This is a genomic window from Blattabacteriaceae bacterium (assembly GCA_036390115.1).
In the GTDB taxonomy this organism is placed as follows: Bacteria; Bacteroidota; Bacteroidia; order Flavobacteriales; family Blattabacteriaceae; genus DASQPV01.
Map to the genome: position 1 here is coordinate 11,477 of DASWCM010000006.1, position 24,399 is coordinate 35,875.

The 24,399-nt window shown below is 30.5% G+C and carries 19 protein-coding genes, 9 tRNA genes and 1 other RNA gene; 14 read left to right on the top strand and 15 right to left on the bottom strand.

All coding sequences use genetic code 11. From position 1 onward, the window contains the following. Nucleotides 1-5 precede the first annotated feature (5 nt). The 5 genes from tuf to VF849_01655 form a co-directional block, all read right to left on the bottom strand. Nucleotides 6-1,193, bottom strand: coding sequence for an elongation factor Tu (gene tuf / locus VF849_01635; protein ID HEX9232728.1), 1,188 nt, complete (start codon nucleotides 1,191-1,193; stop codon nucleotides 6-8). A 16-nt stretch (nucleotides 1,194-1,209) separates the two neighbouring features. Then, nucleotides 1,210-1,282 (bottom strand) — tRNA-Thr (locus VF849_01640). A gap of 7 nt (nucleotides 1,283-1,289) precedes the next feature. Next, nucleotides 1,290-1,362 (bottom strand) — tRNA-Gly (locus VF849_01645). A 1-nt stretch (nucleotide 1,363) separates the two neighbouring features. Then, a tRNA-Tyr gene (locus VF849_01650) sits at nucleotides 1,364-1,445 on the bottom strand. A 5-nt stretch (nucleotides 1,446-1,450) separates the two neighbouring features. Continuing rightward, nucleotides 1,451-1,523: transfer RNA gene (locus tag VF849_01655), tRNA-Thr, on the bottom strand. Between the two features lie 139 nt (nucleotides 1,524-1,662). Here VF849_01655 and VF849_01660 point away from each other — a divergent pair. Both VF849_01660 and pheT read left to right on the top strand, forming a co-directional pair. After that, nucleotides 1,663-1,735 (top strand) — tRNA-Met (locus VF849_01660). Nucleotides 1,736-2,051: 316 nt separating this feature from the next. After that, entirely contained in the window at nucleotides 2,052-4,061 is a 2,010-nt protein-coding gene (gene pheT / locus VF849_01665; protein ID HEX9232729.1) for a phenylalanine--tRNA ligase subunit beta, read from the top strand. A gap of 165 nt (nucleotides 4,062-4,226) precedes the next feature. Here the strand turns inward: pheT and secD are convergent, their stop codons facing one another. Genes secD through VF849_01680 form a run of 3 tightly spaced genes read right to left on the bottom strand, consistent with a single transcriptional unit; the run spans nucleotide 4,227 to nucleotide 9,363 of the window. Then, on the bottom strand, nucleotides 4,227-6,863 hold the full coding sequence (gene secD / locus VF849_01670) for a protein translocase subunit SecD (GenBank protein HEX9232730.1): 2,637 nt from the start codon (nucleotides 6,861-6,863) through the stop codon (nucleotides 4,227-4,229). Between the two features lie 12 nt (nucleotides 6,864-6,875). Next, nucleotides 6,876-8,186, bottom strand: a complete 1,311-nt coding sequence (locus tag VF849_01675; protein ID HEX9232731.1) for a peptidylprolyl isomerase — start codon at nucleotides 8,184-8,186, stop codon at nucleotides 6,876-6,878. Beyond that, on the bottom strand, nucleotides 8,173-9,363 hold the full coding sequence (locus VF849_01680; protein ID HEX9232732.1) for a pyridoxal phosphate-dependent aminotransferase: 1,191 nt from the start codon (nucleotides 9,361-9,363) through the stop codon (nucleotides 8,173-8,175). Before VF849_01680 ends, VF849_01675 begins: the two co-directional genes overlap by 14 nt. A gap of 12 nt (nucleotides 9,364-9,375) precedes the next feature. Here VF849_01680 and rsmG point away from each other — a divergent pair, with 12 nt between their 5' ends. Genes rsmG through truB form a run of 3 tightly spaced genes read left to right on the top strand, consistent with a single transcriptional unit; the run spans nucleotide 9,376 to nucleotide 12,624 of the window. After that, entirely contained in the window at nucleotides 9,376-10,005 is a 630-nt protein-coding gene (rsmG, locus tag VF849_01685) for a 16S rRNA (guanine(527)-N(7))-methyltransferase RsmG (GenBank protein HEX9232733.1), read from the top strand. A gap of 10 nt (nucleotides 10,006-10,015) precedes the next feature. Further along, nucleotides 10,016-11,920: a DNA topoisomerase subunit B gene (locus VF849_01690; protein HEX9232734.1), complete on the top strand. Its 1,905-nt coding sequence runs from the start codon at nucleotides 10,016-10,018 to the stop codon at nucleotides 11,918-11,920. After that, nucleotides 11,920-12,624, top strand: a complete 705-nt coding sequence (truB, locus tag VF849_01695) for a tRNA pseudouridine(55) synthase TruB (GenBank protein ID HEX9232735.1) — start codon at nucleotides 11,920-11,922, stop codon at nucleotides 12,622-12,624. Before VF849_01690 ends, truB begins: the two co-directional genes overlap by 1 nt. Here truB and rpsP read toward each other — a convergent pair. After that, complete coding sequence (gene rpsP / locus VF849_01700) at nucleotides 12,608-12,943, bottom strand: 30S ribosomal protein S16 (GenBank protein HEX9232736.1); 336 nt, start codon at nucleotides 12,941-12,943, stop codon at nucleotides 12,608-12,610. The genes truB and rpsP overlap by 17 nt on opposite strands. A 106-nt stretch (nucleotides 12,944-13,049) precedes the next feature. Between rpsP and VF849_01705 the strand changes: the two genes are divergently transcribed. From VF849_01705 to VF849_01730, 6 genes are all read left to right on the top strand, one after another. Next, nucleotides 13,050-13,120 (top strand) — tRNA-Gln (locus tag VF849_01705). An 18-nt stretch (nucleotides 13,121-13,138) separates the two neighbouring features. After that, nucleotides 13,139-14,293 carry a cysteine desulfurase family protein gene (locus tag VF849_01710; GenBank protein ID HEX9232737.1) on the top strand — a complete coding sequence of 385 codons (1,155 nt, stop codon included), beginning with the start codon at nucleotides 13,139-13,141 and terminating at the stop codon, nucleotides 14,291-14,293. Between the two features lie 33 nt (nucleotides 14,294-14,326). Continuing rightward, entirely contained in the window at nucleotides 14,327-14,668 is a 342-nt protein-coding gene (rpsF, locus tag VF849_01715) for a 30S ribosomal protein S6 (GenBank protein HEX9232738.1), read from the top strand. Nucleotides 14,669-14,673: 5 nt separating this feature from the next. Beyond that, a complete protein-coding gene (gene rpsR / locus VF849_01720) occupies nucleotides 14,674-14,964 on the top strand; it encodes a 30S ribosomal protein S18 (protein HEX9232739.1) in 291 nt (96 codons plus the stop codon). Nucleotides 14,965-14,982: 18 nt separating this feature from the next. Beyond that, nucleotides 14,983-15,411 (top strand): 50S ribosomal protein L9, encoded by a 429-nt coding sequence (rplI, locus tag VF849_01725; GenBank protein ID HEX9232740.1) that lies wholly within the window; start codon nucleotides 14,983-14,985, stop codon nucleotides 15,409-15,411. Beyond that, complete coding sequence (locus tag VF849_01730; protein HEX9232741.1) at nucleotides 15,395-16,921, top strand: glycine--tRNA ligase; 1,527 nt, start codon at nucleotides 15,395-15,397, stop codon at nucleotides 16,919-16,921. The genes rplI and VF849_01730 overlap by 17 nt, the downstream gene beginning before the upstream one ends. A 2-nt stretch (nucleotides 16,922-16,923) precedes the next feature. Here VF849_01730 and VF849_01735 read toward each other — a convergent pair. Next, a tRNA-Ile gene (locus VF849_01735) sits at nucleotides 16,924-16,997 on the bottom strand. Continuing rightward, an RNA gene (gene rnpB, locus VF849_01740) (RNase P RNA component class A) lies at nucleotides 16,993-17,287 on the bottom strand. The genes VF849_01735 and rnpB overlap by 5 nt, the downstream gene beginning before the upstream one ends. 94 nt (nucleotides 17,288-17,381) lie before the next feature. On the opposite strand from rnpB, the gene VF849_01745 reads away from it, so the two are divergent. Continuing rightward, entirely contained in the window at nucleotides 17,382-19,937 is a 2,556-nt protein-coding gene (locus VF849_01745; GenBank protein ID HEX9232742.1) for a valine--tRNA ligase, read from the top strand. Here VF849_01745 and VF849_01750 read toward each other — a convergent pair. Further along, nucleotides 19,903-20,316 carry a nucleoside-diphosphate kinase gene (locus tag VF849_01750; protein HEX9232743.1) on the bottom strand — a complete coding sequence of 138 codons (414 nt, stop codon included), beginning with the start codon at nucleotides 20,314-20,316 and terminating at the stop codon, nucleotides 19,903-19,905. The two genes, VF849_01745 and VF849_01750, sit on opposite strands and share 35 nt — an antisense overlap. Before the next feature lie 17 nt (nucleotides 20,317-20,333). On the opposite strand from VF849_01750, the gene rsmH reads away from it, so the two are divergent. Beyond that, complete coding sequence (gene rsmH / locus VF849_01755; GenBank protein HEX9232744.1) at nucleotides 20,334-21,233, top strand: 16S rRNA (cytosine(1402)-N(4))-methyltransferase RsmH; 900 nt, start codon at nucleotides 20,334-20,336, stop codon at nucleotides 21,231-21,233. A 207-nt stretch (nucleotides 21,234-21,440) separates the two neighbouring features. Here rsmH and VF849_01760 read toward each other — a convergent pair whose 3' ends face one another. Together VF849_01760 and gltX are read right to left on the bottom strand one after the other, a co-directional pair. After that, entirely contained in the window at nucleotides 21,441-21,614 is a 174-nt protein-coding gene (locus tag VF849_01760; GenBank protein ID HEX9232745.1) for a hypothetical protein, read from the bottom strand. Nucleotides 21,615-22,641: 1,027 nt separating this feature from the next. Continuing rightward, a complete protein-coding gene (gene gltX, locus VF849_01765) occupies nucleotides 22,642-24,171 on the bottom strand; it encodes a glutamate--tRNA ligase (protein ID HEX9232746.1) in 1,530 nt (509 codons plus the stop codon). A gap of 44 nt (nucleotides 24,172-24,215) precedes the next feature. Here gltX and VF849_01770 point away from each other — a divergent pair. Continuing rightward, a tRNA-Leu gene (locus tag VF849_01770) sits at nucleotides 24,216-24,301 on the top strand. A 23-nt stretch (nucleotides 24,302-24,324) separates the two neighbouring features. On the opposite strand, the gene VF849_01775 is transcribed toward VF849_01770, so the two are convergent. After that, nucleotides 24,325-24,398, bottom strand: a tRNA-Asp gene (locus VF849_01775). Nucleotide 24,399 lies beyond the last annotated feature (1 nt).

Consider the following 24,399-nt stretch of genomic DNA (forward strand, 5'->3'; position numbering starts at 1 on the left):
ATTAACTATTTCAAAATTTTTGTTACCTGTCCAGCTCCCACAGTACGGCCACCTTCCCGTATAGCAAATCTAAGTCCTTCATTTAGTGCAACAGTATGGTGTAATCTTACCTCAATTGAGAGATTATCCCCAGGCAGAACCATTTCTACTCCTTTGGGTAGAGTTACTTCTCCAGTAACATCCGTTGTTCTAAAATAAAATTGAGGTCTATAATTGTTATGAAATGGAGTATGACGCCCACCTTCTTCTTTGGTAAGAATATAAACTTCTGCGATGAATAGGCAATGAGGTGTTATAGATCCAGGTGCTGTTAAAACCATTCCACGACAAACTTGTTCTTTATTTACTCCACGTAATAGGAGCCCTACATTATCTCCAGCTTGAGCATTTTCTAGAATTTTTCTATGCATTTCTATTCCTGTAACTGTAGTAGATAATTTTTCTGCATTCAAACCAATAATCTCTACGGAATCCCCTATTTTACAGATGCCGTTTTCCACTCTTCCAGTACATACTGTGCCCCTTCCTGTTATAGTAAATACATCTTCTACAGGCAACAAGAAAGGTTTATCTATGTTTCTAACTGGTTCAGGCATGTAATCATCAACTGACTGAACAAGTTCCCAAATTTTTTCTTTCCATTTAGGATCTCCATTAAGAGCGCCTAAAGCAGATCCTTTAATTATTGGTACATTATCTCCATCATAATCATATCTGGATAACAATTCTCGTATTTCCATTTCTACCAATTCCAGAATTTCTGGATCATTTACCATGTCTGTTTTATTGATAAAAGGAATAATTGCAGGAACTCCAACTTGACGAGCAAGCAATATATGCTCTCTTGTTTGAGGCATTGGGCCATCAGTAGCTGATACTACAAGTATTGCTCCATCCATTTGAGCTGCACCTGTCACCATATTCTTTATATAATCTGCATGACCTGGGCAATCTACATGAGTATAATGACGTTTTTTTGTTTCGAATTCTATATGAGTCGTATTTATCGTAATTCCTCTAGCTTTTTCTTCTGGAGCGTTATCAATTTCTTCAAAACTCTTTGCTTGCGCTAATCCTTCTTCAGCTAAAACCACAGTAATAGCAGTTGCCGTTGTGGATTTTCCATGATCTACATGTCCTATGCCCCCTGTAGTAAAATTTGGCTTATTTCGTTTAAAAATTTCCTTTGCCATAATAGAATCTTTATTAAGCCAATGACGGGAATTGAACCCGTGCCCGCTTTCTTACCAAGAAAGCGCTCTACCATCTGAGCTACATCGGCTATACAGAGCGGGAGACGGGAATTGAACCCGCAACTTTCAACTTGGAAGGTTGACGCTCTACCATCTGAGCTACTCCCGCATAGGGAGAGCAGGATTCGAACCTGCGAAGATGTTGTCAATAGATTTACAGTCTACCCTCGTTAGCCACTTGAGTACCTCCCCAAATGAGCCGATGGAAGGTATCGAACCCTCGACACCGAGATTACAAATCACGTGCTTTACCAACTAAGCTACATCGGCTATCATCTTTTTACTAGCAATTTTGGATAAAAACATGTAGGGTATAAAAAAATAAATAATTTTTGATTCTATAATAATATAATTTTATATTTTTAATAAATATATAATAATTTTTTAAATTATTGAATATTTAATAAATGGCGTGGTAGCTCAGATGGTAGAGCGTCAGATTCATAACCTGGAGGTCGGTGGTTCGATACCACCTCACGCTACTATTAAAAGCTCCTTAAATTTAAACGATTAGCCCAGAAAAATAAGAAGGAAAAAATGCTAGAAAGCTAACAAAATGCTGACTCTTCTAGTATAAAGGTACTAAATATAATCAGAAATATCAATTTCAAAAATCAAAATTATTCTTTAAAAATAGAAGATTTATGTTTTTCATATTGAAGTAATTTAAACGCCTAAGCTACAAATTTCTGATATAAAAAGATCAAGTATTGATATTACTGAACCAAATAGAGCAGGTTTTTTAACTTATGCTCGTTATTCTTATTTACCTAAATCCTTTTGATTAATTAATCATTTATGATGAAAATATCTTATAAATGGCTAAAAAATTATCTAAAAAGTAGTTTAGATATTCAAAAAATATCAGAAGTTTTAACTTCCATTGGATTATATGTGGAAAGAATCGAAGAAAATGAAAATATAGAAATTGAATTTACCCCTAATTGCTTTTACGCAATGAGCCATTACGGAATAGCTAGAGATCTTTATATTGCTTTAACATTTAGAGGATTTAAAGTTAAATTAATAAAACCTCCAATAATTGATTGGAAAATGGATAAAAAATATGATTTCAGCGTTTTCTTGGAAGAAGAAAGAAAATGTTTCCGATATTCTGGTATGGTATTTACCGAAATAAAAGTAACTTCCTCTCCAAAATGGATGCAGAATTATTTGAAATCTATTGGATCAATTCCTATTAACAATATTATTGATATTACAAATTTTGTAATGCATGAAATAGGACAACCACTACAAGCCTTTGATGCAGACCGAATAAAAAGTAGAAAGATTAGGATTAAAAACCCCAAAAAAAAGGTCTTATTCGAAACGTTTGATGGATCTATAAAAAAATTGGATCCAGATGACTTAGTCATTTTTGATAGACAAACTCCTATATGTATTGCTGGAATACTTGAAAGTGCCCATTATTCTGTGGGACCTAGAAGTCAAAATATCTTTATTGAGAGTGCTTATTTTGATCCAATAAGTATTCGTAAAAGTACTAAAAAACACGGATTAAATACTGAATATTCTTTTCGCTTTGAACGAGGAGTAGATCCAGAGAATACTGTTTACGCTCTTTTAAGAGCTGCTTTAATGATACAGGAATTTGGAAAAGGAAAAATTTCGTCAGAAATTATTGATATAAATCCGTATATTGTCCCTAACTTTGAAGTTATTTTTCGACCTAAAAAAATAAATTCTATTATTGGGGGTAAACTTTCTGAAAAAGAAACAAAAAAAATTTTAAAACTTCTAGAAATACAAATTCTTTCAGAATGTGGAAATTTATGGAATCTTTCAATTCCACCTTATCGTTTACATCTTCGATCTGAAGAAGATCTTATAGAAGAAATCCTTCGTATTTATGGATATAATCGTATTCCAAATTCTGAAAAAAAAAATTTTTCAATATCAATAAAAGATCTTTCAAAAGATATTGAAGGGAATGTTTCTAAATTATTAATTTCACATGGTTTTTACGAAAGTATAAACCTGTCTTTTACAAAAAATGAAACTTCAAAGTACATGGAAAAGAAAGGAGTGATAAAAATTGCGAACCCTTTGAATAAAGATATTTCTATAATGCGCTTATCTCTATTATTTGGTCTTATTGAAAATCTTGCCAATAACTTTGGCAGAAAAAATATGAACTTAAAATTTTTTGAATGGGGGAAAATTTATAAAAAAGAAAAAAATAAATATTTAGAAGAACCAAGACTTGGGCTTCTTTTTGCTGGAAGAAATATTGATTATTCTTTTTCTCTAATGAAAGGAATTGTCGAACAAATACTTAAGATGGGGGGGCTGTATAAGAACTTAACCCAGATGATTATTTCAGATCATTTATTTTTTGATAAAAGTATTTTAATAAAAAAAAAAGAACTTCCTATAGTAGAAATCGGTAAAGTCAATAAGCACTTAGTGAAAAAAGTACATTTAAAAGTTTTTTATTCAGAATTTTTTTGGAAAAATTTTATGCTACTTCTGAAGAAAAGAAGAGTTTTCTTCAAAAAACCTACAAAATATCCATTAGCAAAAAGAGATTTGTCTTTCTTTATAGACCATAGAATTTCTTTTGAAGAAGTTATTCAAGTTGTTAGATCAGAGGAAAAAAACCTTATTAAGAAAATAGAGGTTTTTGATGTTTATAAAGGAGAACAAGTACCAAAAGGTAAAAAATCTTATGCTTTAAGATTTTACATGGGAGATGAAAGGAAAACTTTGACAAACAGTCTAATTAATGATACAATGGAAAAATTCCAAGATAAATTTCTAAAAAAATTAGGCGCAGAATTTAGATAAAATACTATTATCTATTCTTTGTATATCTCTTCTTTGATTTATTGAATAGCTTTTTGAAGATATGTCCCTCACAGCCCAAGGCTTAGAGCAATTTATGGTATTTTTTTTGTACAAAGATTAAAACAGCAAAAAATATAATAATGAAAGTATACTCACATTTTATTATTATTTACATAACTCATATATTAGTGTGGGAGATATAAATATTGAAGAATACGGAGCAACGACAAGACCCAAAAAAATAGCAAACATAAAGTTTCGTATTGGCTTTACTCCAAATAGGAAAATAATAAATAGAACAAAGATTCTCATTAAGGAGGTTTTAATGGTTCTACTTAAAGTTCTGCAAATTGCTTGATTGACTATATCATGAAAAGATCTATTTTTCAACATGGACTCTCTTATAATCCTATTATATACAATTACTTTATCATTTATTGAATAAATAATGATAGTGAACATTGCGGCAATAAAAGATTGATCCATCTCTAAAGAGAAAGGTAAAAATCTATAAAAAATTGAAAAAAATCCTAAAACTACAATAGAATCGTGAAAAAGAGAAATAACTGCAGCTAGACTGAATTCCCATCTTTCAAATAGTATGAATAGGTACGAAAAAATTCCAAGTAAAGAAAATAAAACGAACAAAAAAGCTTTTTTACTAAGATACTTTGCGATACAAACTTTTATAGTATATAAAATACCAAAAGATTTTTTAGTGTTTTTAAAGTTTTCGAAACTAAAATCTATTGGTAAATACGGCCTAAATACGGTATAAAGTTTTTTCGAAATTTCTTCCTCAACTTTAGGGCCCTCTTTATATTTTGTCGTTATTTTTAATTTATTTTTTCTTCCAATATAGAAAATTTCTGGAATAGAATAAAACCCATTTTCAGATTCAGAAAAAAAACTCGATAATTTATCAGAAATTTTTTCCAAATTTACTGATTGATTAAGCCGAACGATATAAGTTCTTCCACCATCCACTCCTAAATTTAATCCTCGAATAGCTAAAGAGTAAAAACTGATCCCTAGTAAAATTAGGGAAAATAGGTAAGCGAAAATTCGATTAGAGAGAAAATTCCATTGAATCTTTTCTATAAAATATTCAGTTCTTAGACTAGAAAAATAAATATATTTATTTATAGTAAAGTGATTTTCGATAAACCATATATAAATACATAGAGAGGAAAATATAGAAGTAAAACTTCCAATAATCGACGTTGTCGCAAATACTTTTATAGGCCCTTTTACCAAAAAGAATAAAATAATTCCAGTAAAAAGTGTGGTAATTTGTCTATCTATGATAGTTCTAAGGTTAGAACTATTATTTATTCCTTTTTTAATATACTCCTTTATGCTTTCGTAAAGGAAAATATTTTCATCCACATATTTTGCTATGGTTAGCATTATCCCTGTTAAACCAGGCAATGTGAGAACCCCTCCAATAGAAATTAGAATACCGAAAATAAATAGTATATTAAAAATTAATGCAAGATTTGCATAGAATCCTGCAGTTCTGTAAAAACAGATCATACAGAAGAAAACGAATACTAAAGCTAGTAAAGAAGCGTTTAAAAAACTTTTAATCGCTCTATTACCTAGAGACGGGCCTATCATTTCTGATATAATAATTTGCATTTTTGTAGGTAACCTACCTGAATTTAAAACATTCACTAGATCATTAGCCATTTGTATATTGAAATTTCCAGAAATTTGTGAATGTCCATTCGAAATAACGTAGTTAACCTTTGGAGCCGCATAAACTAAATCATCTAAAACTAGAGCGATGTTCTTTCCTAGAGCTTTTCTAGTTAAGTTTTTCCAGAGAAAAGTACCTTTTTTATTCATCGTAATCTTTAGTATTATTTCATTAAATAATCCTAAAGATATATTTGCCTTAGTTATTACCTCACCTTCTACTGGAGAAGTACCGTCAAATTCTGTTTTAATTGCGTATAATCCAATAAAATTTCCTTTTCTTGATTTTAAACCATTAGCAGACCACAAAAATTTAACATGCTTTAAATCTGGAGGTAAAAAAAATCTAGCCTTAGAACTGTTTAAAATTTTACTTACAATAATCGTATCTTTTATGTCAACCAAACCTATTAAGTTTTCATCTATATGAGAACTTTTTATATGATATCCTAATAGAGAAGAGTTTTTTTTTAAAATATAGTCTAAACTTCGAATATATGGGGTAACCCGTTTATTACGGAAAACTTCAAAAAATTGGAGTTTGGCTGGGATCTGCAATAATTTTTTTATACGTTCTACATCCCTTACAAAAGGAAACTCTACCAAAATACATACTGAGTTTTCTATGCGTTGAATTTTAGCCTGAATACCAAACCTATCCATTCTATATTGAAGAACCTTTGACGCAACGTCTATATACTCATCTACTTTTTTTCTTATTACCTTTTCAACTTCTTTGTCTGTACTATCAGAATTAATTTCATTAAGCAATTTACCGAAAATTTCTGAGAGACAGGATTTTTTAAGCTTTTTTTTTAAATACTGAAAAAACAAAGAAAGATACCCCAATGATGGGACTTTTTTATCGGCTTCTTTAAGAGAAGCTAAGAAAATGTTATTTTGATAATTCTCAGAAAGATTAGGATAAAGATTCACCAAAAGATCTCGTTCAGAGATTCGCAAAATAATATTAATTCCTCCTTTTAGATCCAACCCTAGGTTTAAATACCTTCTATCCTGTTTGTAAGTTAAACTTACGTAATACAAAGAAATTAACAAAAGAGTAATAGATACAAATGCCACAAACCCTTTTACTCGCATATAACTATCTTTTTATAGCCTGAAAGGCTTTTCCTGGAAACATTCTTGAAAGTTCTCACCTATTCCAATAAAAATATCAGGAATATGAAAATTAACCCATTTTGTAAGTTCTTTTGTAGATTTTTCCATACTAACCAAGTTTTTTAAAAAATGATATTCATTTTCAATAGTAGGTTTATGTGCTGGAATCCTTCTTAAAACTTTCAAAAGAAAATAAGCTTTTTTTCCTTTGATTTCATCTTCAAAAGTGGATGAAATACCTCCATTTTTTACATGAATCAATGCTGAATAGGAATTTTTCGATAATTTATTTTTATCCAGAGATAATTTAAAGTCATCTTCTATGGAATATTTCTCTATAGCTTCTTCAAAGCTTATTTTCTTTTTATAAAGAAACTCTCTAATTGAGTCAGCGAATTTTTTTGTTTTATCCATTTCTTCTTTTGTAGAATTTTTTTTAATCAAAATATTACGGTAATCAATCCTATTTTTTCTTAGTTTTTCCAATTTAACAATTTGAAACCCAAATTCAGATTCAAAAGGTTCGGATATTTCCCCTTCTTTTAAAGAAGAGAGCACTCGATATAGTGTTGAGCTCATATTACTCGTATTCATATTTTTTATCAATCCCCCCTTAAAAGCTGTAGAATTATCTTGGGAATAAGCAATTGCTTCTACTTCAAAAGTAGAACCTTTTTCTATGTATTTTTTTATTTTTTCAAGCTTATTCATAATTTCTTTCCTATGTGAACTTTTTAACTTCGGATAAAAAACTATTCGATAAAAATCAAATTTTTCTGGAAAAATAGGGAGTTTTTCTTTATGTTTTTTGCAAAATTCTTGTACTTCTAATGGACCTACATTAACATTAGAATAAATTTTTTCTTGAAAAAACTGTTTTATTAGTTCGTTATTTCTTACATTCTCAGTATACTCTTCACAGAGTGCTTTAAAAGAATTTTTATCATATTTCTTTAAAAGATTTTTCATTCCCCCTACTTGAATAACAAGCTCTTTTAAAATTTTTTTAACTCGTAAACGTATTTGATCAACAGAAATTCTTTTAGAAAGATTTTTATCTTTTTTTGCATTATATAATAAAACATTACTTTTGATCAGTTCTTTTAAAACTTCACATGAAGTTAATTTTTTCTCCGTATTGAGTATATTTTCTCTAACATCAGATTCTGAAATAATTTGATCCCCAATAATGGCAGCAACCCCGTCAATTTTTTGTTTTTGTTGAGCATTTAATGCATGAAAAACTATAAAAAATACTAGAAAAAATAAAGTTTTGTTTTTCATTTTTTTAATTTTTTCCATAAAAAAGATTTTTCATTCTTCTAAATGCATCCAGCAGCTTGCTTTCTGACATCGCATAAGAAATGCGCAAATGCTTTTCTTTTCCAAAAGAGGATCCTCCAATCGTCAAAACTTTAATTTTTTCTAGTAAAATCAGAGCTAAATCATCAGAATTTTTTATTAAAGTTCTAGAAATATTTCTGTGTAGAAGATTCGAAACATCAGGAAAAACATAAAAAGTTCCTTTTGGAATATTGGACTGAAATCCAGTAATTTTATCTATAAATTCCAAGACTAAATTTCTGCGTTTTTTTAATGATACAATCATAGATATAGATTTTATACGAGCTGCTAAAGCTGCAATAGCAGCTCTCTGCGAAAGAGAATTAGCTCCTGAAGTCATTTGCCCTTGAACTTTTTCGCAAGCTTGGGCTATCCATTCAGGGGCTCCAATATATCCTATCCTCCAGCCAGTCATCGAGAAGGCTTTAGAAATCCCATTACTTGTAATAGTTTGGTCGTAAACCTCTGGAATAGAGGCAATACTTGCATGGGATTTATAACAAATGTGTTCATAAATCTCGTCTGAGACTATCATTATATTTTTATGTTTGCTTAATATCTTAGCTAAAGCTTTTAATTCGCTTTTAGAATAAACACCTCCAGATGGATTAGATGGAGAACTAAAAATAAAAGCTCTTGTTTTAGAGTTTATAGATTTTTCTAATTGTATGGCTGTAACTTTGAAATTTTTTTTTCTATCTGTATGAATTATTACAGGTTTCGCCTCGCAAAGTTTTATCATTTCGTAATAACTTACCCAATACGGAGCTGGAATTATTACTTCGTCTTCTGGATTAAGAATTGAGAGAAAAATATTTATAATTGACTGTTTTACCCCTGTTGATACGACAATTTGAGAAGGGTTATAATTTAATTCGTTATCCCGTTTAAATTTTTTGCATATGGTTTCACGTAAATCGTAATATCCTGATATTGGAGAATATTTATGATATCCATCATCTATAGCTTTTTTAGCTGCGTGAAGAACAAATCCTGGTGGATTAAAGTCAGGTTCTCCTATGCCTAGATTTATAATGTTTTTGTATCCTTTGTTTATAAGATTTCTAGCTATGTTGGCCATATAAAGAGTTTTTGAAAAACTCATATTTTTTAAACGATAGGAAATATTTTTCATATTGAATATACAATGAAATTAATTCAGAAATATTTTCCAAAACTTAATTCAAGGCAACTTGAACAGTTTTCTAAAATGAAAGAGATATACTCTTACTGGAATAAGAAAATTAATTTAATTTCAAGAAAATCCTTCGATTATTTTTATCAAAATCATGTTTTGCATTCACTAGGAATAGCTAAAATTGTTTCTATTATGCCTGGTTCTAATATTATGGATGTTGGAACGGGAGGTGGTTTTCCAGGAGTGCCTCTAGCTATTTTATTTCCAGATAGCAATTTTCTTATGGTAGATTACAGAGAGAAGAAAATAAAAGCGACAAAAAGCATATCTAAAGAGTTATTTATAAATAATATTCGGACTCTTTGTATAAGAGCTGAAAAAACAAAAGGAAAATTTGACTTTATTTTAAATAGAGCTGGAACAAAAATTCCTCGTTTATATGCTTGGGTTAAAGGAAAATTTATCAATAAATCCAAGCATGCCATACCTAATGGCATTTTTTATCTAAAAGGAGGGCATTTATCTGAAGAACTTAGCCTATTCCCTAAGGCAATAGAATTTCCTTTAATGAACTACTTTAAAAGAGCTTTTTTTTATGGAAAAAAGGTCGTATATTTACCGTGCGCAAAAAATTTTTAATAATCCTAATATGAATACATATACAGCGGATAACATTCTCTACCTAGATGGCATTGAGCATATTCGTACTAGACCTTCAATGTACATAGGGGATACTGGACTAAAAGGATTTCATCATCTAGTTTACGAAGTTGTGGATAATTCTATGGACGAGGCTTTAACAGGTTTTTGTAACGAAATTAATGTTATTATCAATTCAGATAAATCTATCACTGTAATTGATAATGGAAGAGGAATTCCAGTAGATTTCCACAAAAAAGAAGGGTGCTCTGCGTTAGAGGTTGTAATGACTAAGATTGGAGCTGGGGGAAAATTTGACAAAAGGTCTTATAAAATTTCTGGAGGACTTCACGGTATAGGAATTTCTTGTGTTAATGCTCTATCCAGTATACTTTTTGGAAAAGTTTTTCGAGAGGGGAAAGTTTTTTTCCAAGAATATTCAAGAGGTAAGGCTGTTAGCAAGGTAGAACAGATAAGTCAAAGCAATAAACCTAAAAAAAGTGGTACTGAAATAACTTTTCAGGCAGATGAAAACATTTTTAAAAATGTTTCATACAGTTATGAAACTATTGCCATACGATTGCGTGAGTTATCTTTCTTAGAGCGAGGAATTTCCATAAATCTTATTGACGAAAGAAAAATTTCTGAATGTGGAATTCCTAGAATGGAAAAATTTTTTTCTGAAGGAGGATTGAAAGATTTTATTTTCTTTTTAGACAAGAAAAAAATTCCCATCATCCCAGATGTCATATATTTTTCTGGTAAAAAAGAAAAGGTATCTGTTGAAGTAGCTATGCGATATAACCACTCTTTCGATGAAAACATCCATTCTTACGTTAATAACATTAAGACCAATGAAGGGGGAACACATTTAACTGGATTTAGACGAGCACTTACTAGAACTTTTAAAAAATATAGTTTCTTGAATAGAGTGGAATTTACTGGGGAGGACTTTAGAGAGGGGATTACTGCTATTGTTTCAGTAAAAATTTCCCATCCTCAATTTGAAGGGCAAACGAAAACTAAACTTGGAAACCCTGAAGTAACTGGTGTAGTAGAAAAAATCGTAGGAAATTCCCTAAGGAAATTTATTGAGGAAAATCCTAGATTTTCTAGAAAAATTCTGGAAAAAGTACTTTTAGCGTCTAAAGCTAGACTAGCAGCTAAAAAGGCTAGAGAAAAAAAAAATAATTCAATAACTAACAATTCTATTAGTTTTCCGCTAAAATTAGCGGATTGTTCTTTAAATAATCCAGAAAAATGTGAAATTTATCTGGTTGAAGGTGACTCTGCTGGAGGGACAGCAAAACAAGGAAGAGATAGAAATTTTCAAGCAATTTTGCCCCTAAAAGGCAAAATATTAAATGTGGAGAAGTCTCTACAATACAGGGTATTTGAGAATGAAGAAATACGAAATATTTTTTACGCCCTAGGCGTAGGAATAAAAACAGATAATAAAGAACTGAATTTAGAAAGACTGCGTTATCATAAAATTATAATTATGACTGATGCAGATACAGACGGTAGTCACATTTCTACACTGATTTTAACATTTTTTTTTCGATATATGAGAGCTTTGATTGAGAAAGGTTACATTTATATAGCAACTCCCCCTCTATACATGATAAAAACAGGAAATAGAAAAGTCTTTGCTTGGAGTGATAGAGAGAGAGAAAAACTCATATACGAAGGAAAAAAGGGGATAATCGTTCAACGATATAAAGGATTGGGAGAAATGACAGCAAAGCAATTATGGGATACTACTATGAATCCAGAAAATAGAACCTTACGTAAAGTAAATATAGAAAACTTGGTAGACACAGATCGTATTTTTTCTTTGTTAATGGGAGATAATGTTCCATCAAGAAAAAAATTTATAGAAATGAACGCACTTAATGCAACAATTGACACCTAATGTCTTTGATTTTTTTAATTGATAAACCCTTAGGGTGGACATCTTTTTATGTTGTAAACATTATTAGATGGAAGATTAAACATTTTTTTAAAATAGAAAAAGTAAAAGTTGGCCATGCTGGAACACTTGATCCACAAGCTGTCGGTATTCTTATTATATGCATTGGTGTAGCTACTAAAAAAATAAATCTCTATCAAGAGAAAGAAAAAATATATACTGGAATGATGAAATTGGGAGTAACAACTCCTTCTCTAGATACAGAGACTTCTGAAGATGAAATTTTAGAGACTAATGAAATTTTAAAGCACGTTACTTCAGAAAATATTAAAAAAAAACAAAAAAAATTTATAGGGGACATCTATCAAATCCCCCCTATATTTTCTGCTCTAAAAAAAAATGGAGAAAAGCTATATAAGCTAGCTAGAAAAGTAAAATTTGTAAAAATCCATAACAGGAAAGTAAAAATCCATAATTTTGAAATTACCGATATAAATTTACCTTTTCTTAACTTCAGAATAAGTTGTGGAAAAGGGGTGTATATACGAAAATTAGCTAAAGACTTTGGAAGCTTACTTAAGAGTAAAAGTTATCTTTGTTCCTTAAGAAGGAAAAGAATCGGTGAATTATCAGTATATGATGCCTATATACTAGAAGAGTATTATCAGAATAAAAATTTACCTTTTCTCTTTAATCCATATTTTTAAGCCACTCTTTGTATCTACGTTCTGCCTCATTTTCAGAAAATAAACCTTTCTTTACCCACATTAATAAGTGTTTTCTTAACATAACTCCTTTATTGGAAAGAATAGAACGAGCTGCCTTCGTTGGTTTAGCTCCTTTTTGTAGCCAAGAAAGAGTAGCATCTGTATCCAAGGTGATAGAAGGAGGATCAGAATGTGGATTGTATATCCCTAATTTTTTAATAAATCTCCCATTTCTAGGAGAACGAGAATCAGAAACGACAACAGTATAGAAAGCTCTTCCCTTTCTTCCTCGTCTTTGAAAACGAATTTTTACAGACATAAACGATTTTATATTTTAGATAAACAAATTAATAAAAAAAAATTAAAAAAAAAAATTTTTTAAAATTACCGATCATTTTTATATTAGATTCATTATTATCTAGATTAGACACGTGGTGTAAGGGTAGCACAGCAGACTTTGGTTTTGTTAGTTGGGGTTCAAATCCCTACGTGTCTGCTTTGATACTTAATATCAATGAGTAAAATCTATCTAGATAACGCGGCAAGTACTCCAATAAGGCAAGAGGTAATCAAAATTATGAATGAGGTTTTAAAAACCTATATAGGGAATCCTTCTTCTTCGCATCATTTAGGACGAAGAAATAAGGCTCTTATAGAAAGATCAAGAATATCTATTGCTCGTTCAATCCATGCACTTCCTTCAGAAATTATTTTCACTTCTGGAGGAACAGAAGCTAATAATCTCGTTTTACGCTCGGCAATAAGAGATTTAAAAGTAAAACGTATTTTAAGTTCGCCAATTGAACATAAATCAGTTTTAGAAACTGTTTTAGATATAGCTCGATGTTCAAAAATTGTTATAGAATTAATAAAATTAGAAGAAAAAGGATCAATTGACAGAGAAGATCTAGAGAGAAAATTAAAAAATAATTCTAGAACTACAATAGTTAGCTTAATGCATGCTAACAATGAAATTGGTAATCTATCAGATATAGAAGAAATAGGATTTATTTGCAAAAAATATGGATCTTATTTTCATTCCGACATAGTCCAAACAGTTGGACATTACCCTATGAATATAAAAAATATACCCTTAGATTTTGCAACAGCAAGCGCTCACAAATTTTACGGGCCTTTGGGAATTGGGTTTGTTTTTATTCGTAAAGGCCTCTTGGTTAATCCATTCTTAACGGGGGGGGCGCAAGAAAAGAATCTACGAGCTGGTACAGAAAACATTTGCGGTATTGTAGGCATGGCTAAGGCGCTTGAATTAGCTTATTCCTCTCTAAATGAAGAAAAAGGAAAGATAGAAACATTAAAAAAATATTGCATTTCAGAACTTAAAAGAGTAATCCCTGAAATAAAATTCAATGGGTTATCAGATTTTTTGGATAAAAGCTTATATACAATATTGAACATATCAATTCCAGTTAAAAATAATATTCTAAGTTTTTTTTTTGACCTAAAAGGTATTGCACTTTCGCAAGGAAGTGCCTGTGCAGCTACTACTAGCTCACATGTTATTGAAGCGGTTTCAGGTAAAGATTCCTCGAGTTATCTTAGAATATCATTTGGAATCTTTAATAAGATGAAAGATATTGATGCTCTTATAGCAGCTTTGATAGAAATAAAAAAAAATATAGGGAAAACTTTTTGGGTAAAAATTTGAGGTTAAGAGACTTATAAAAAAAAAATGTATAGAATGTTTAGCTTCTATGAAACTATTATAATAGTTACTCCTGTATTATCAGAAAAACAAGTAAAAGATCTCGTAAAAGAGTACGAAGAACTGATTCTAAAGAGTGGAGGGAGAATTATTCATCAAGAACATTGGGGAATGAAAAAACTTGCTTATCCTATAAGCAAAAAAAAGATGGCTAATTACCATTTATATGAGTATTCTATAAATACAAAAGAGATAACCAATATCCACCTTAGACTTAGACGTGAGAACCGAATTCTCAGGTTCCTAATTGTTAAAATGAATAAAGATGCTAGAAACTATGCAGAAATACGAAGAAATAAAAAACAATATAAAAATTAAACTGTATGTTAGAAAAAAACAATCAAAAGACTGAAGAAAGTGAGATAAAATTTCTCACTCCCTTAAATTTGGAGGTAAAAACTAAAAAAAAATACTGCTTTTTCAAAAAGTTTGGGATTAAATATATAGACTATAAAGATCCAAATTTTTTGATAAAATTTCTAAATGCACAAGGAAAAATATTGCCTAGAAGGATTACAGGGACTTCGAAGAAAAATCAACGAAAACTCAGCATCTCCATAAAAAGAGCCAGATATCTTGGTTTTCTTCCATTCATAACGGATGATCTTCGTTGATCATAAAAAACTTTGCTTATGAAAATTATTCTTAAAAAGGACGTAAAAACCCTTGGATTTAAAAATGATTTGTTATTAAACGTAAAGCCAGGATTCGCTAGAAATTACCTACTTCCTAATGGAGTAGCTTTGATAGCTACTCCTGGAATTATTAAAGAGCATAGAGAAATTTTAAAACAAAGGTCTAAAAAAGAAGAATTTTTACTAAAAAAAGCAAAGGAAATAGCATATAAAATTAAACGTATATATGTTAGCTTGCTAGTTAAAAAGGCTCTAGAAAATAGAGATTTAGCAAAATTTTTTAAAAAAATAGGTTTTCCTATAGAAGAGGAATTTGTTAAAATCATGGGGAAGATAAAAACTGCAGGAAAATATAAAGCCATTGTAAGATTCCATCGTAAAGTGGAAGTTAAAATATCATTTAACGTTTATGAAAAAAATCAATAACGATCATTTAAAAAATGTTATTGCTCATGCAAAATCTTATGGATTTGTGTTTCCATCAAGCGAAATTTATGATGGAATGAATGCAGTATATGATTATGGTCCATATGGTATAGGATTAAAGAATAACATAAAGGAATTCTGGTGGAAGTCGATGGTTCAATTGCGTGAAAATATTGTGGGAATTGATTCAGCCATTCTTATGAATCCACATATATGGAAGTCATCTGGACATGTGGATGCATTTAACGATTTGATGGTTTACAATAAAGATAGTAAACGACGATATCGCGTGGATGTTTTGATAGAAAACTATATAGAAAAAATACAAAATAAAATAAAGAAAGAATTATATAAAGCTAAAAAATGTTCAGGATTATTTTTTAATGAAAAAAAATTTCTAACCACAGATCCTAAAGTAAAATATTATAGAGATCAGGAAAAAAAAATTATTATGCGAATGGCTAGGTCCTTCGAGAAGAATGACTTGAAGGATCTTCAAGTCTTGATTGAAGAACTAAATATAAGGGATCCGGAAACAGGTTCTAGAAATTGGGAGGAGATTCGTAAGTTTAATTTGATGTTTAAAATTGGAGGAACTAAAGAAGGAATTTACTTAAGGCCAGAAACTGCGCAAGGTATTTTTGTTAATTTTTCTCAGGTACAAAAAAGCGCAAGAATGAAACTCCCTTTTGGTATCGCTCAAATTGGTAAATCCTTTCGAAATGAAATCATTGCAAGAACATTTATTTTTAGAATGCGTGAATTTGAACAGATGGAAATGCAGTTTTTCGTATCTCCAGGGGAGGAAATTAAATGGTATGAATATTGGAAAAACACTAGAATGAAATGGCATCTAACTTTAGGATTCGGAAAAGATAAATATCGTTTTTTGGATCATAAAAAACTAGCGCATTATGCGAATACTGCTAGTGATATCGAATTTAGTTTCCCGTTTGGATTTAGAGAACTCGAGGGAATTCATTCCAGAACGGATTTTGATTTGAAAAACCACGAAAAACATTCTAGAAAAAATTTAAAATATTTTGATAACATTAAAAATCAAAATTATCTACCTTCTGTAATAGAAACTTCTCTAGGCCTAGATAGGATGTTCTTATCTGTTTTTTCTTCTTCTCTTAAAGAAGAGAATACTAAAAATAGTAAACGTCTTTTCCTTAAACTACACCCGAGCCTAGCTCCAGTAAAAGCAGCTGTTTTACCTTTAGTGAAAAAAGATGGCCTTGCTGAAATGGCTAAAAAAATTTTCCATACACTTAAAACTGATCACCAAATAACTTACGATGAAAATGAATCTATAGGAAAACGGTACCGTCGCCAAGATTCTATCGGTACTCCGATTTGTATCACAATTGATTATGAGAGTTTTCAAGATGAAAGTATCACCGTAAGATTTAGAGATGATATGAAACAAAAGAGACTTTTTATTAAAGAACTAACCGATTTTTTGAATATAGAAACTGGAATAACAAGTTTATTGAAAAATCTCTAAAGTGGTCCCAGCTAGATTCGAACCAGCGACCTCCTGATTATGAGTCAGATGCTCTAACCGTCTGAGCTATGGGACCTATAAGACTATAAGCTGGATTCTGTCATCGAGCTTTATCATTTCTCTTTGATAAGAATTACTTCTTACCTACCAGCTGCTTACCCCTTGACAAAAACAGCTAGGCTACCTACAATGCCAGTATACTGGCATTACACCACGCAGAGTTTACCTGATTTCACTACAGCCTAACTGTATTTTCTTTCTGTTGCACTAGTCCTCGCTTTTAGCGTTCGGTAATTATCCGATGCTTCGGCACTCTGGTGCCCAGACTTTCCTCATTTAACTTTATGCGATAAAGCGTCCTTATTTTCTTATAATATAATAAATAATAGTATGTTCTCTATTTGATTAAATGCTAAGCTTTTTTATTAGGTTTTTTAATGGCATGTTACTAACATTTTAAATGAAAATTACTGCAAAGTACAATTCAAAGTATGTGGAAGAAAAGCATTATAAGGAATGGATACAATCAGGTTTTTTTAATTCAAAACCTGATAAAAGAAAGCCTTATACATTGGTTATTCCTCCTCCAAATGTTACAGGAAGACTTCACATGGGGCATATGCTAAACAATACCATACAAGATGTCTTAGCCAGAAGAGCGCGATTGCGTAACTACAATGTTTGTTGGGTTCCAGGAACTGATCATGCAGCTATTGCTACAGAGAATAAAGTGGTAAATCAACTAAAAAAAGAAGGTATTTCTAAAGAATATTTAGGAAGAAAAGCTTTTCTAGCTAGAGTTTGGAATTGGACAAATAAACATCGAAATATCATTTTCGACCAATTAAAAAGACTAGGATGCTCCTGTGATTGGAGAAGAAGTAGATTTACACTAGATTCAAGGTTTTCTGAATCAGTTACTAAGGCTTTCATAGCTCTTTATAAAAAAGGATTAATATATAGAGCATATAGAATGATACATTGGGACCCTGAAGTAAAAACTACTCTCTCAGATGAAGAAATCTTTTATGAAGAACGTTTTGGTAAACTTTATTACCTCAAATATTTTATTGAAAATACAGAAGAATTTATTCTAGTGGCTACTACACGTCCAGAATCCATTACTGGAGATTCTGCTATTTGCGTTAATCCTAACGATCAACGTTATTTTCATTTTAAAAATCGTAGAGCGATTATTCCCATCTTAGGAAGATTAATCCCTATTATTGAAGATGAATATGTAAAAATGAGTTTTGGTACGGGATGTTTGAAGGTAACTCCATCTCAGAATTTTACTGATAAAGCATTAGCTGAAAAACATGATTTAGAATTTATAAAAGGGGGTAAATACAAACGAAGGGCAATCATAAAAGATCTAGAGAAAATGGGAGCTCTAGTAAGAATGGAAAAACATTCTCATAAAATAGGAATTTCAGAACGTAGTAGTTCTATTATTGAACCTAGACTGTCTATGCAATGGTTTCTTCAAGTAAAACCATTAGCGAAAAATGCTTTGAAAGCTGTGAAAAAAGGAGAAATTAAATTTTTTCCAGAAGAATTAAAAAATGTATACAGATATTGGATGGAAAACTTAAAAGATTGGAATATTTCTAGGCAACTCTGGTGGGGCCACAGAATTCCAGTTTACTATTATGATAATGCTTTTGTTGTAGCAAGGAATACTGAAGCAGCTAGTATAAAAACTAACAACCTTAAACAGGATACTGATGTTCTAGATACTTGGTTTTCTTCTTGGCTTTGGTCAATATCTATTTTTGATAGGACAGACATTTTATATTATTATCCAACACAAGATTTGGTTACCGCTCCAGATATTTTATTTTTTTGGGTAGCCAGAATGATTATGGCTGGGTATTCTTTTTTAGGAGAAAAGCCTTTTAATAAGGTTTATTTTACAGGAATTGTTAGAGACAATCAACGTAAAAAAATGTCTAAATCACTAGGAAACTCCCCAGAGTCTGTTGATTTAATAAATCAATATGGGGCAGATGGAGTTCGTGCAGGATTACTATTAAGTACTAAAGCAGGGGATGATTTGCGTTTCAGCGAAATTCTCTGTATACAAGGTCGTAATTTTTCGAACAAGATATGGAATGCATTTAGATTAATTAAACAATGGGAGGAATCTTTAGTGGATAATCATATATATTCGTCTTCCATACTAGCTGTTGACTGGTTTAGTCATCGATTCTATCAAGCTCTTGAAGAGATAGAGAAATCTTTTGAAGATAATAAGATTTCTGAAGCATTAATGAGTTTATACAAACTGATTAGAGAGGACTTTTGTTCTTATTTTCTAGAACTCGTAAAACCAGATAAAGGTAAAAATATTGGGCTGGAAGTGTTTTCAAAAACCGTTGAATTTTTTGAAAATTTGCTGAAGCTTTTACATCCCTTTATGCCTTTTATCACAGAGGAAATTTGGCAAAATCTCAAGATTAGATCAGCTGAAGCTAAGGAATATTTAATGGTTTATGATTGGCCGAAAAAAAAAAATTATCAAACAAAGATATTAGAAGATTTCGAAAATTATGCTAAAATTATCAAGAAAATTAGATTTTTGAGAAAATATAATAAAATATCTCAAAAAGAGCAATTAGATCTGTTTATTTTAACTAAAAAACCAAGGAGGAATCTATCCATTATTAAAAAATTAGGAGTAATCTCTAAAATAGAATACGTTAATAAGAAACCTATCTATGAAACTATTTCGTTCTTTTTGGTATCTGATGAATACCATCTAAAAAAAATCTTTAAACGGAAAATAGATTTTTCATCTGAAAAAGATAAATTAGAAAAAGACCTTCATCATTATAGAAACTTATTAGAAAGAAGTAGAAAAAATATTTCTAACAAAAAATTTATTCTTTTTGCTCCAAAAGAAATTATAGAAAGAGAAAAAAAAAAAGAATTTGACATTCTTGAAAAAATTCGTTGGATAGAGAATCATCTTCATATGATTAAAAGCAATTTAGTTCAAAAAAACAAAAATTAATTTCCCTAAAAGCGCTTACATCGCTATCAGATCCATGAATAGCATTACGCTTTAAAGATTTAGCATAAGATTTTCGAATGGTTCCTTCTTTTGCTTTTTTGAAATTTGTATCTCCAATAAGCAATCTAAAATCTGAAACCGCTTTGTTTTTTTCCAAAACAGCTGCAATTATTGGATGGTTACTCATAAACTCAACCAATGAGTCAAAAAAAGACTTATATTTATGAACAGAATAAAATTCTTGGGCATCTTTTTTGGAAAACATCATCATTTTTAGAGCACGAATCTTAAATCCAGAATATCTTATTTGATCTAAAATAAGATATTCATAGCAGTTTTTAACAGCATCAGGTTTAATTATAGCAAGCGTAAATTTCATAAATACTTTCATTGAAAATGAAAAAAAAAATATATCACAAACCTGTACTAATAAATTCAAGCACAGAAAATTTGGTTTTTAATCCGAATGGAACATATATTGATGTTACATTTGGGGGAGGGGGACATTCTAGGGCAATTTTGGAAAAATTAACCAAAAAGGGTAGGCTATTAGCCTTTGATCAAGATGAAGAAGCTATAAAAAAAAACCCAATTAAAGACAAAAGATTAAAAATTTTTAATAAAAATTTTAGATTTATAAAAGATGTTTTGAACCTTAAAAAAATAAATAACGTATCAGGTGTTATAATTGATTTAGGAGTTTCTTGGCACCAAATTGACTCCGCCTATCGTGGTTTTTCTACTCGTTTTAATTATCCTCTTGATATGAGAATGAACTTGCGTTCTAAATATTCAGCTAAAGAAATACTGAAATATTATTCAGAGAAAAAATTAAGTGAAGTTTTCTATAAATATGGAGAATTTAAAAACAGCAAGTTTATTGCTAAAAGAATAGTAAAAAAACGTGCAAAAAAAAACATAGAAACTTCATTTGATTTAATGGAGTTATTTAAAGAAATTAAAAAGCAAAAATTTTTTGCTCGACTTTTCCAAGCACTTAGAATAGAAGTAAACGATGAAATCAACGCTTTAAAAGAACTATTGACTCAATCTAGTTCTTTTTTGAGTAAAGAAGGAAGGATCTCTGTAATTTCCTATCACTCACTTGAAGACCGTTTGGTTAAACGTTTTTTCAAAACAGGATCGTTTGAAGGTTTTTTAGAAAAAGATTTTTTCGGAAAAAAAAATATTCATTTAGAATCTATTTATTCCAAAGCTATTACTCCAAATAATGAGGAAATAACAAGGAATAAACGCGCAAGAAGTGCTCGATTGAGAATAGCCAAAAAACTATAGCAATTCCTTAATCTTCTGCAAAGAAAGCATTTACTCTATTCATTACTAGCGAACATTTGTTCCGTCATATTACACGACGTTTATCCTTTACAGATGGGATACTTTGGCATAAACAAAAAGCATCGCAGATGACAAGTTACTACGCAAGCTCCACAACAAGGCAAGAACGAAAGCCTTATACTCTTCTAAATAAGAATAGAATTTTCATCAATAGTTTTCCCACTTACGTAAATAAATAGTCATAATTCTATCAAAAGCAGAACGTACAAGATCTTTAATAACTGTAAAAGACTTGGTTGTAATTGACAAGTCTGAGCCATGTGCTTGTCCATTTCTATAAAGAGCCGCATATTCCTTCCGTTCATTTAGATAATCGAGCATTTATAAAAATGAACTTTCAGAGTAAATTTTCTATACAGAATAGGTTTAAAATCTCCCAGATTATTCTGGACCATTTTGCCTCAAATTTTGAGAATAAAGCTTAAATATTTTTTCATAGAAAAGTATTATTTATATGAACGAGTGTAAGAGTTTATTTATAAGCCCAGGCTGAAACATTAGCATAATTAGCATCATCTCTTACCTTAAATGGCACTTACGGGCCTATATATGCTTTTTCTTCATCTCTACACCTAACTTTATCTCCACACCTTTTTCATTACGAGACATACCACACATTACTAAAGCTTTGTGAAAATAATCTACAGTACTTTTCTCTACCGTATAGCAGCCTCAGATTTATTAAATTCAGGATTATTTACTGACCTGTGCTAATAAGCTAAATAATCAGCAATAGTATATTAGCTTCTCCAATTTAACAACCCTCATACCAAGTATAACGTGGATAAATTTTCATTGGATTATTGGAAGTTGGTAATCTTTTCAGAAATCTTAAAGAGATTTACGTATTTATCTTCTATAACCTTACCACCTAAAAGAGTACAAGCTCTACATATAATGGCTGATGAAAAAACGCCTTACAGCCTATAGGCTAGATTTCTTGGAATGGAACAAGATTTACAAAATATAAAATGTAGTATAAACTGGATTCTTAAATAAACTTATGACCAATTGATAGTTGTTTATTTTTCCATATTTATCGTTTTTCAAAGGAATAGTAAAAATGTAGGATTAAAAAAATAAGAATTACCTGGTACTAGCATTATCCCATTTTGTATAATTTACCCTCTTTTTTTTTAAAAAAAGAAGAAAATGTGGAGAATAAAAAAAATGCTAACAGAGAGAAACAAAAGCCATAAAAAGCCCTATTCTATACGAAAAATAGTGAACATATAAATGCACAACCAAAAAAAATCATTAAAAAAAAACAGTAAATGCCATCAAAATTCTTCCACCAATAGAAGAAATTTGTATAAACTCATAATTATGGAGAAATTTAAAAAAAAAATTAAACACGAGCATTACATGCTCTATAAAAACACTCTACTCTACTAAGCGTTTCTCTCTTTCCTATCATTTCCATTAGAAAAAAAATGCCAACTCCCCGCAAACTTCCAACTAAGGCAAGTCTCAATTTTTTTTGAAAAAAAACAGAACTTATGTTATGTTGTTTTGAAAAATCCTTTATTTTTATCTTTAAAGAAGATTCTTTAAAATCTTCTACAGATTCCAAGAGTTTTTTTAAATCTTTTACGATAAAGCAGTATCTGCTTGATCTAATTTTTTGTAGATAACATTTATCATAGCTTTTAGGGCATATGAAAAAATACGATGATTGTTCCCAAATTTCATTAATAAAACAAACTCTTTTTCTTACAGATTCTAGAACCTTTCGTATATAATTTTCATCATATAAAATATGATGTTTTTCAATATTTTTTCGAAAAAGAGCACTTATTTCGTAAAGTGTTTTTTTTTTCAAATATTGGTGATTGAACCATCTAGCTTTTTCTAGACTGAGATAGACACTGGATTTTCCAACTTTTTCCAGAGAAAATTTTCTGACTAAGTCATTCATTAGAAAAAATTCTTCCACTCCTCCTGGATTCCATCCTAAAAAAGCAAGCATATTGATAATAGCTTCTGGGAAGTAACCATATTCTCTATATCCACGTAGAACTATACCAGTTTCAGGGTCTCTCCATTGAATAGGAAATATAGGGAATTTTCCTTTATCACGTTTACTTAGCTTTCCTTTTCCTCTTGGATTTAAAATCAATGGTAAATGAACAAATTTTGGAATTTCCCATCCAAATGATCTATATAAAAGACAATGAAATCCCATTGAAGGTAACCATTCTTCTCCCCTAATAACATGGGATATATGCATTAAATGATCATCAATAACATTAGCCAAATGATAACTAGGCATTCCATCGGATTTAAGAAGAATTTTATCATCTAGGGTAGATGTGTTTATATGAATCTTTCCTCGTACTTCATCATATATTTCCAAACATTCGTTTTTGTAAGGGGTTTTAAAACGTATTACGTAAGGCTTTTCTAATCTACGATGCACTTCCTTGTATGAAAGCGAAAGGGAATTTTCCATTTTTTCTCTAATTATAGAATTGTAAAGAAATTTTTCTCCATTCTTTTGAAATTTATTTCTAATCTTCTCAAGAGTTTCATTTGAATCAAAAGCATAGTAAGCAAAACCTTTTTTTAGAAGTTGGCTTGCTTGATAAATATAAATATATTTCCTCTCTGATTGTCTATACGGACCATGGCTTACTCTAAAAAATGGACATTCATCAGGTCTTATTCCACACCATTCAAGAACCTGAGATATGTATGATTCAGATTCTGGAACGAATCTTTCTGTATCTGTATCCTCTATTCGCAAAACGAAACTTCCTTGGTTTTTTATAGCAAACAGGTAGTTATACAGAGCCGTACGAAGCCCCCCTAAGTGTAAAGGTCCAGTAGGACTTGGGGCGAATCGTACTCTTACTTTTTTCAGTAATTTTTTCCTCATACTAATTTGATTAATGATTTATCTTTTATTATATTTTATTTAATGCCTGTGTGGTGAAATTGGTAGACACGCTAGATTCAAAATCTTGTAGCCTTTATGGGCTATACGGGTTCGAATCCCGTCATAGGTACACTGTAACTTTGTAACTTTAATCGATCTGGACGGGTTTCGAACCCGTGACCTCGCATGTGACAAACGCGTATTCTAACCAACTGAACTACCAGACCT

What these genes read in the sequence shown, in the direction of transcription:
- tuf (HEX9232728.1), bottom strand. Translation starts at nt 1,193, where the DNA reads ATGGCAAAGGAAATTTTTAAACGAAATAAGCCAAATTTTACTACAGGG.
- pheT (HEX9232729.1), top strand. Translation starts at nt 2,052, where the DNA reads ATGATGAAAATATCTTATAAATGGCTAAAAAATTATCTAAAAAGTAGT.
- secD (HEX9232730.1), bottom strand. Translation starts at nt 6,863, where the DNA reads ATGCGAGTAAAAGGGTTTGTGGCATTTGTATCTATTACTCTTTTGTTA.
- VF849_01675 (HEX9232731.1), bottom strand. Translation starts at nt 8,186, where the DNA reads ATGGAAAAAATTAAAAAAATGAAAAACAAAACTTTATTTTTTCTAGTA.
- VF849_01680 (HEX9232732.1), bottom strand. Translation starts at nt 9,363, where the DNA reads ATGAAAAATATTTCCTATCGTTTAAAAAATATGAGTTTTTCAAAAACT.
- rsmG (HEX9232733.1), top strand. Translation starts at nt 9,376, where the DNA reads ATGAAATTAATTCAGAAATATTTTCCAAAACTTAATTCAAGGCAACTT.
- VF849_01690 (HEX9232734.1), top strand. Translation starts at nt 10,016, where the DNA reads ATGAATACATATACAGCGGATAACATTCTCTACCTAGATGGCATTGAG.
- truB (HEX9232735.1), top strand. Translation starts at nt 11,920, where the DNA reads ATGTCTTTGATTTTTTTAATTGATAAACCCTTAGGGTGGACATCTTTT.
- rpsP (HEX9232736.1), bottom strand. Translation starts at nt 12,943, where the DNA reads ATGTCTGTAAAAATTCGTTTTCAAAGACGAGGAAGAAAGGGAAGAGCT.
- VF849_01710 (HEX9232737.1), top strand. Translation starts at nt 13,139, where the DNA reads ATGAGTAAAATCTATCTAGATAACGCGGCAAGTACTCCAATAAGGCAA.
- rpsF (HEX9232738.1), top strand. Translation starts at nt 14,327, where the DNA reads ATGTTTAGCTTCTATGAAACTATTATAATAGTTACTCCTGTATTATCA.
- rpsR (HEX9232739.1), top strand. Translation starts at nt 14,674, where the DNA reads ATGTTAGAAAAAAACAATCAAAAGACTGAAGAAAGTGAGATAAAATTT.
- rplI (HEX9232740.1), top strand. Translation starts at nt 14,983, where the DNA reads ATGAAAATTATTCTTAAAAAGGACGTAAAAACCCTTGGATTTAAAAAT.
- VF849_01730 (HEX9232741.1), top strand. Translation starts at nt 15,395, where the DNA reads ATGAAAAAAATCAATAACGATCATTTAAAAAATGTTATTGCTCATGCA.
- VF849_01745 (HEX9232742.1), top strand. Translation starts at nt 17,382, where the DNA reads ATGAAAATTACTGCAAAGTACAATTCAAAGTATGTGGAAGAAAAGCAT.
- VF849_01750 (HEX9232743.1), bottom strand. Translation starts at nt 20,316, where the DNA reads ATGAAATTTACGCTTGCTATAATTAAACCTGATGCTGTTAAAAACTGC.
- rsmH (HEX9232744.1), top strand. Translation starts at nt 20,334, where the DNA reads ATGAAAAAAAAAATATATCACAAACCTGTACTAATAAATTCAAGCACA.
- VF849_01760 (HEX9232745.1), bottom strand. Translation starts at nt 21,614, where the DNA reads ATGCTCGATTATCTAAATGAACGGAAGGAATATGCGGCTCTTTATAGA.
- gltX (HEX9232746.1), bottom strand. Translation starts at nt 24,171, where the DNA reads ATGAGGAAAAAATTACTGAAAAAAGTAAGAGTACGATTCGCCCCAAGT.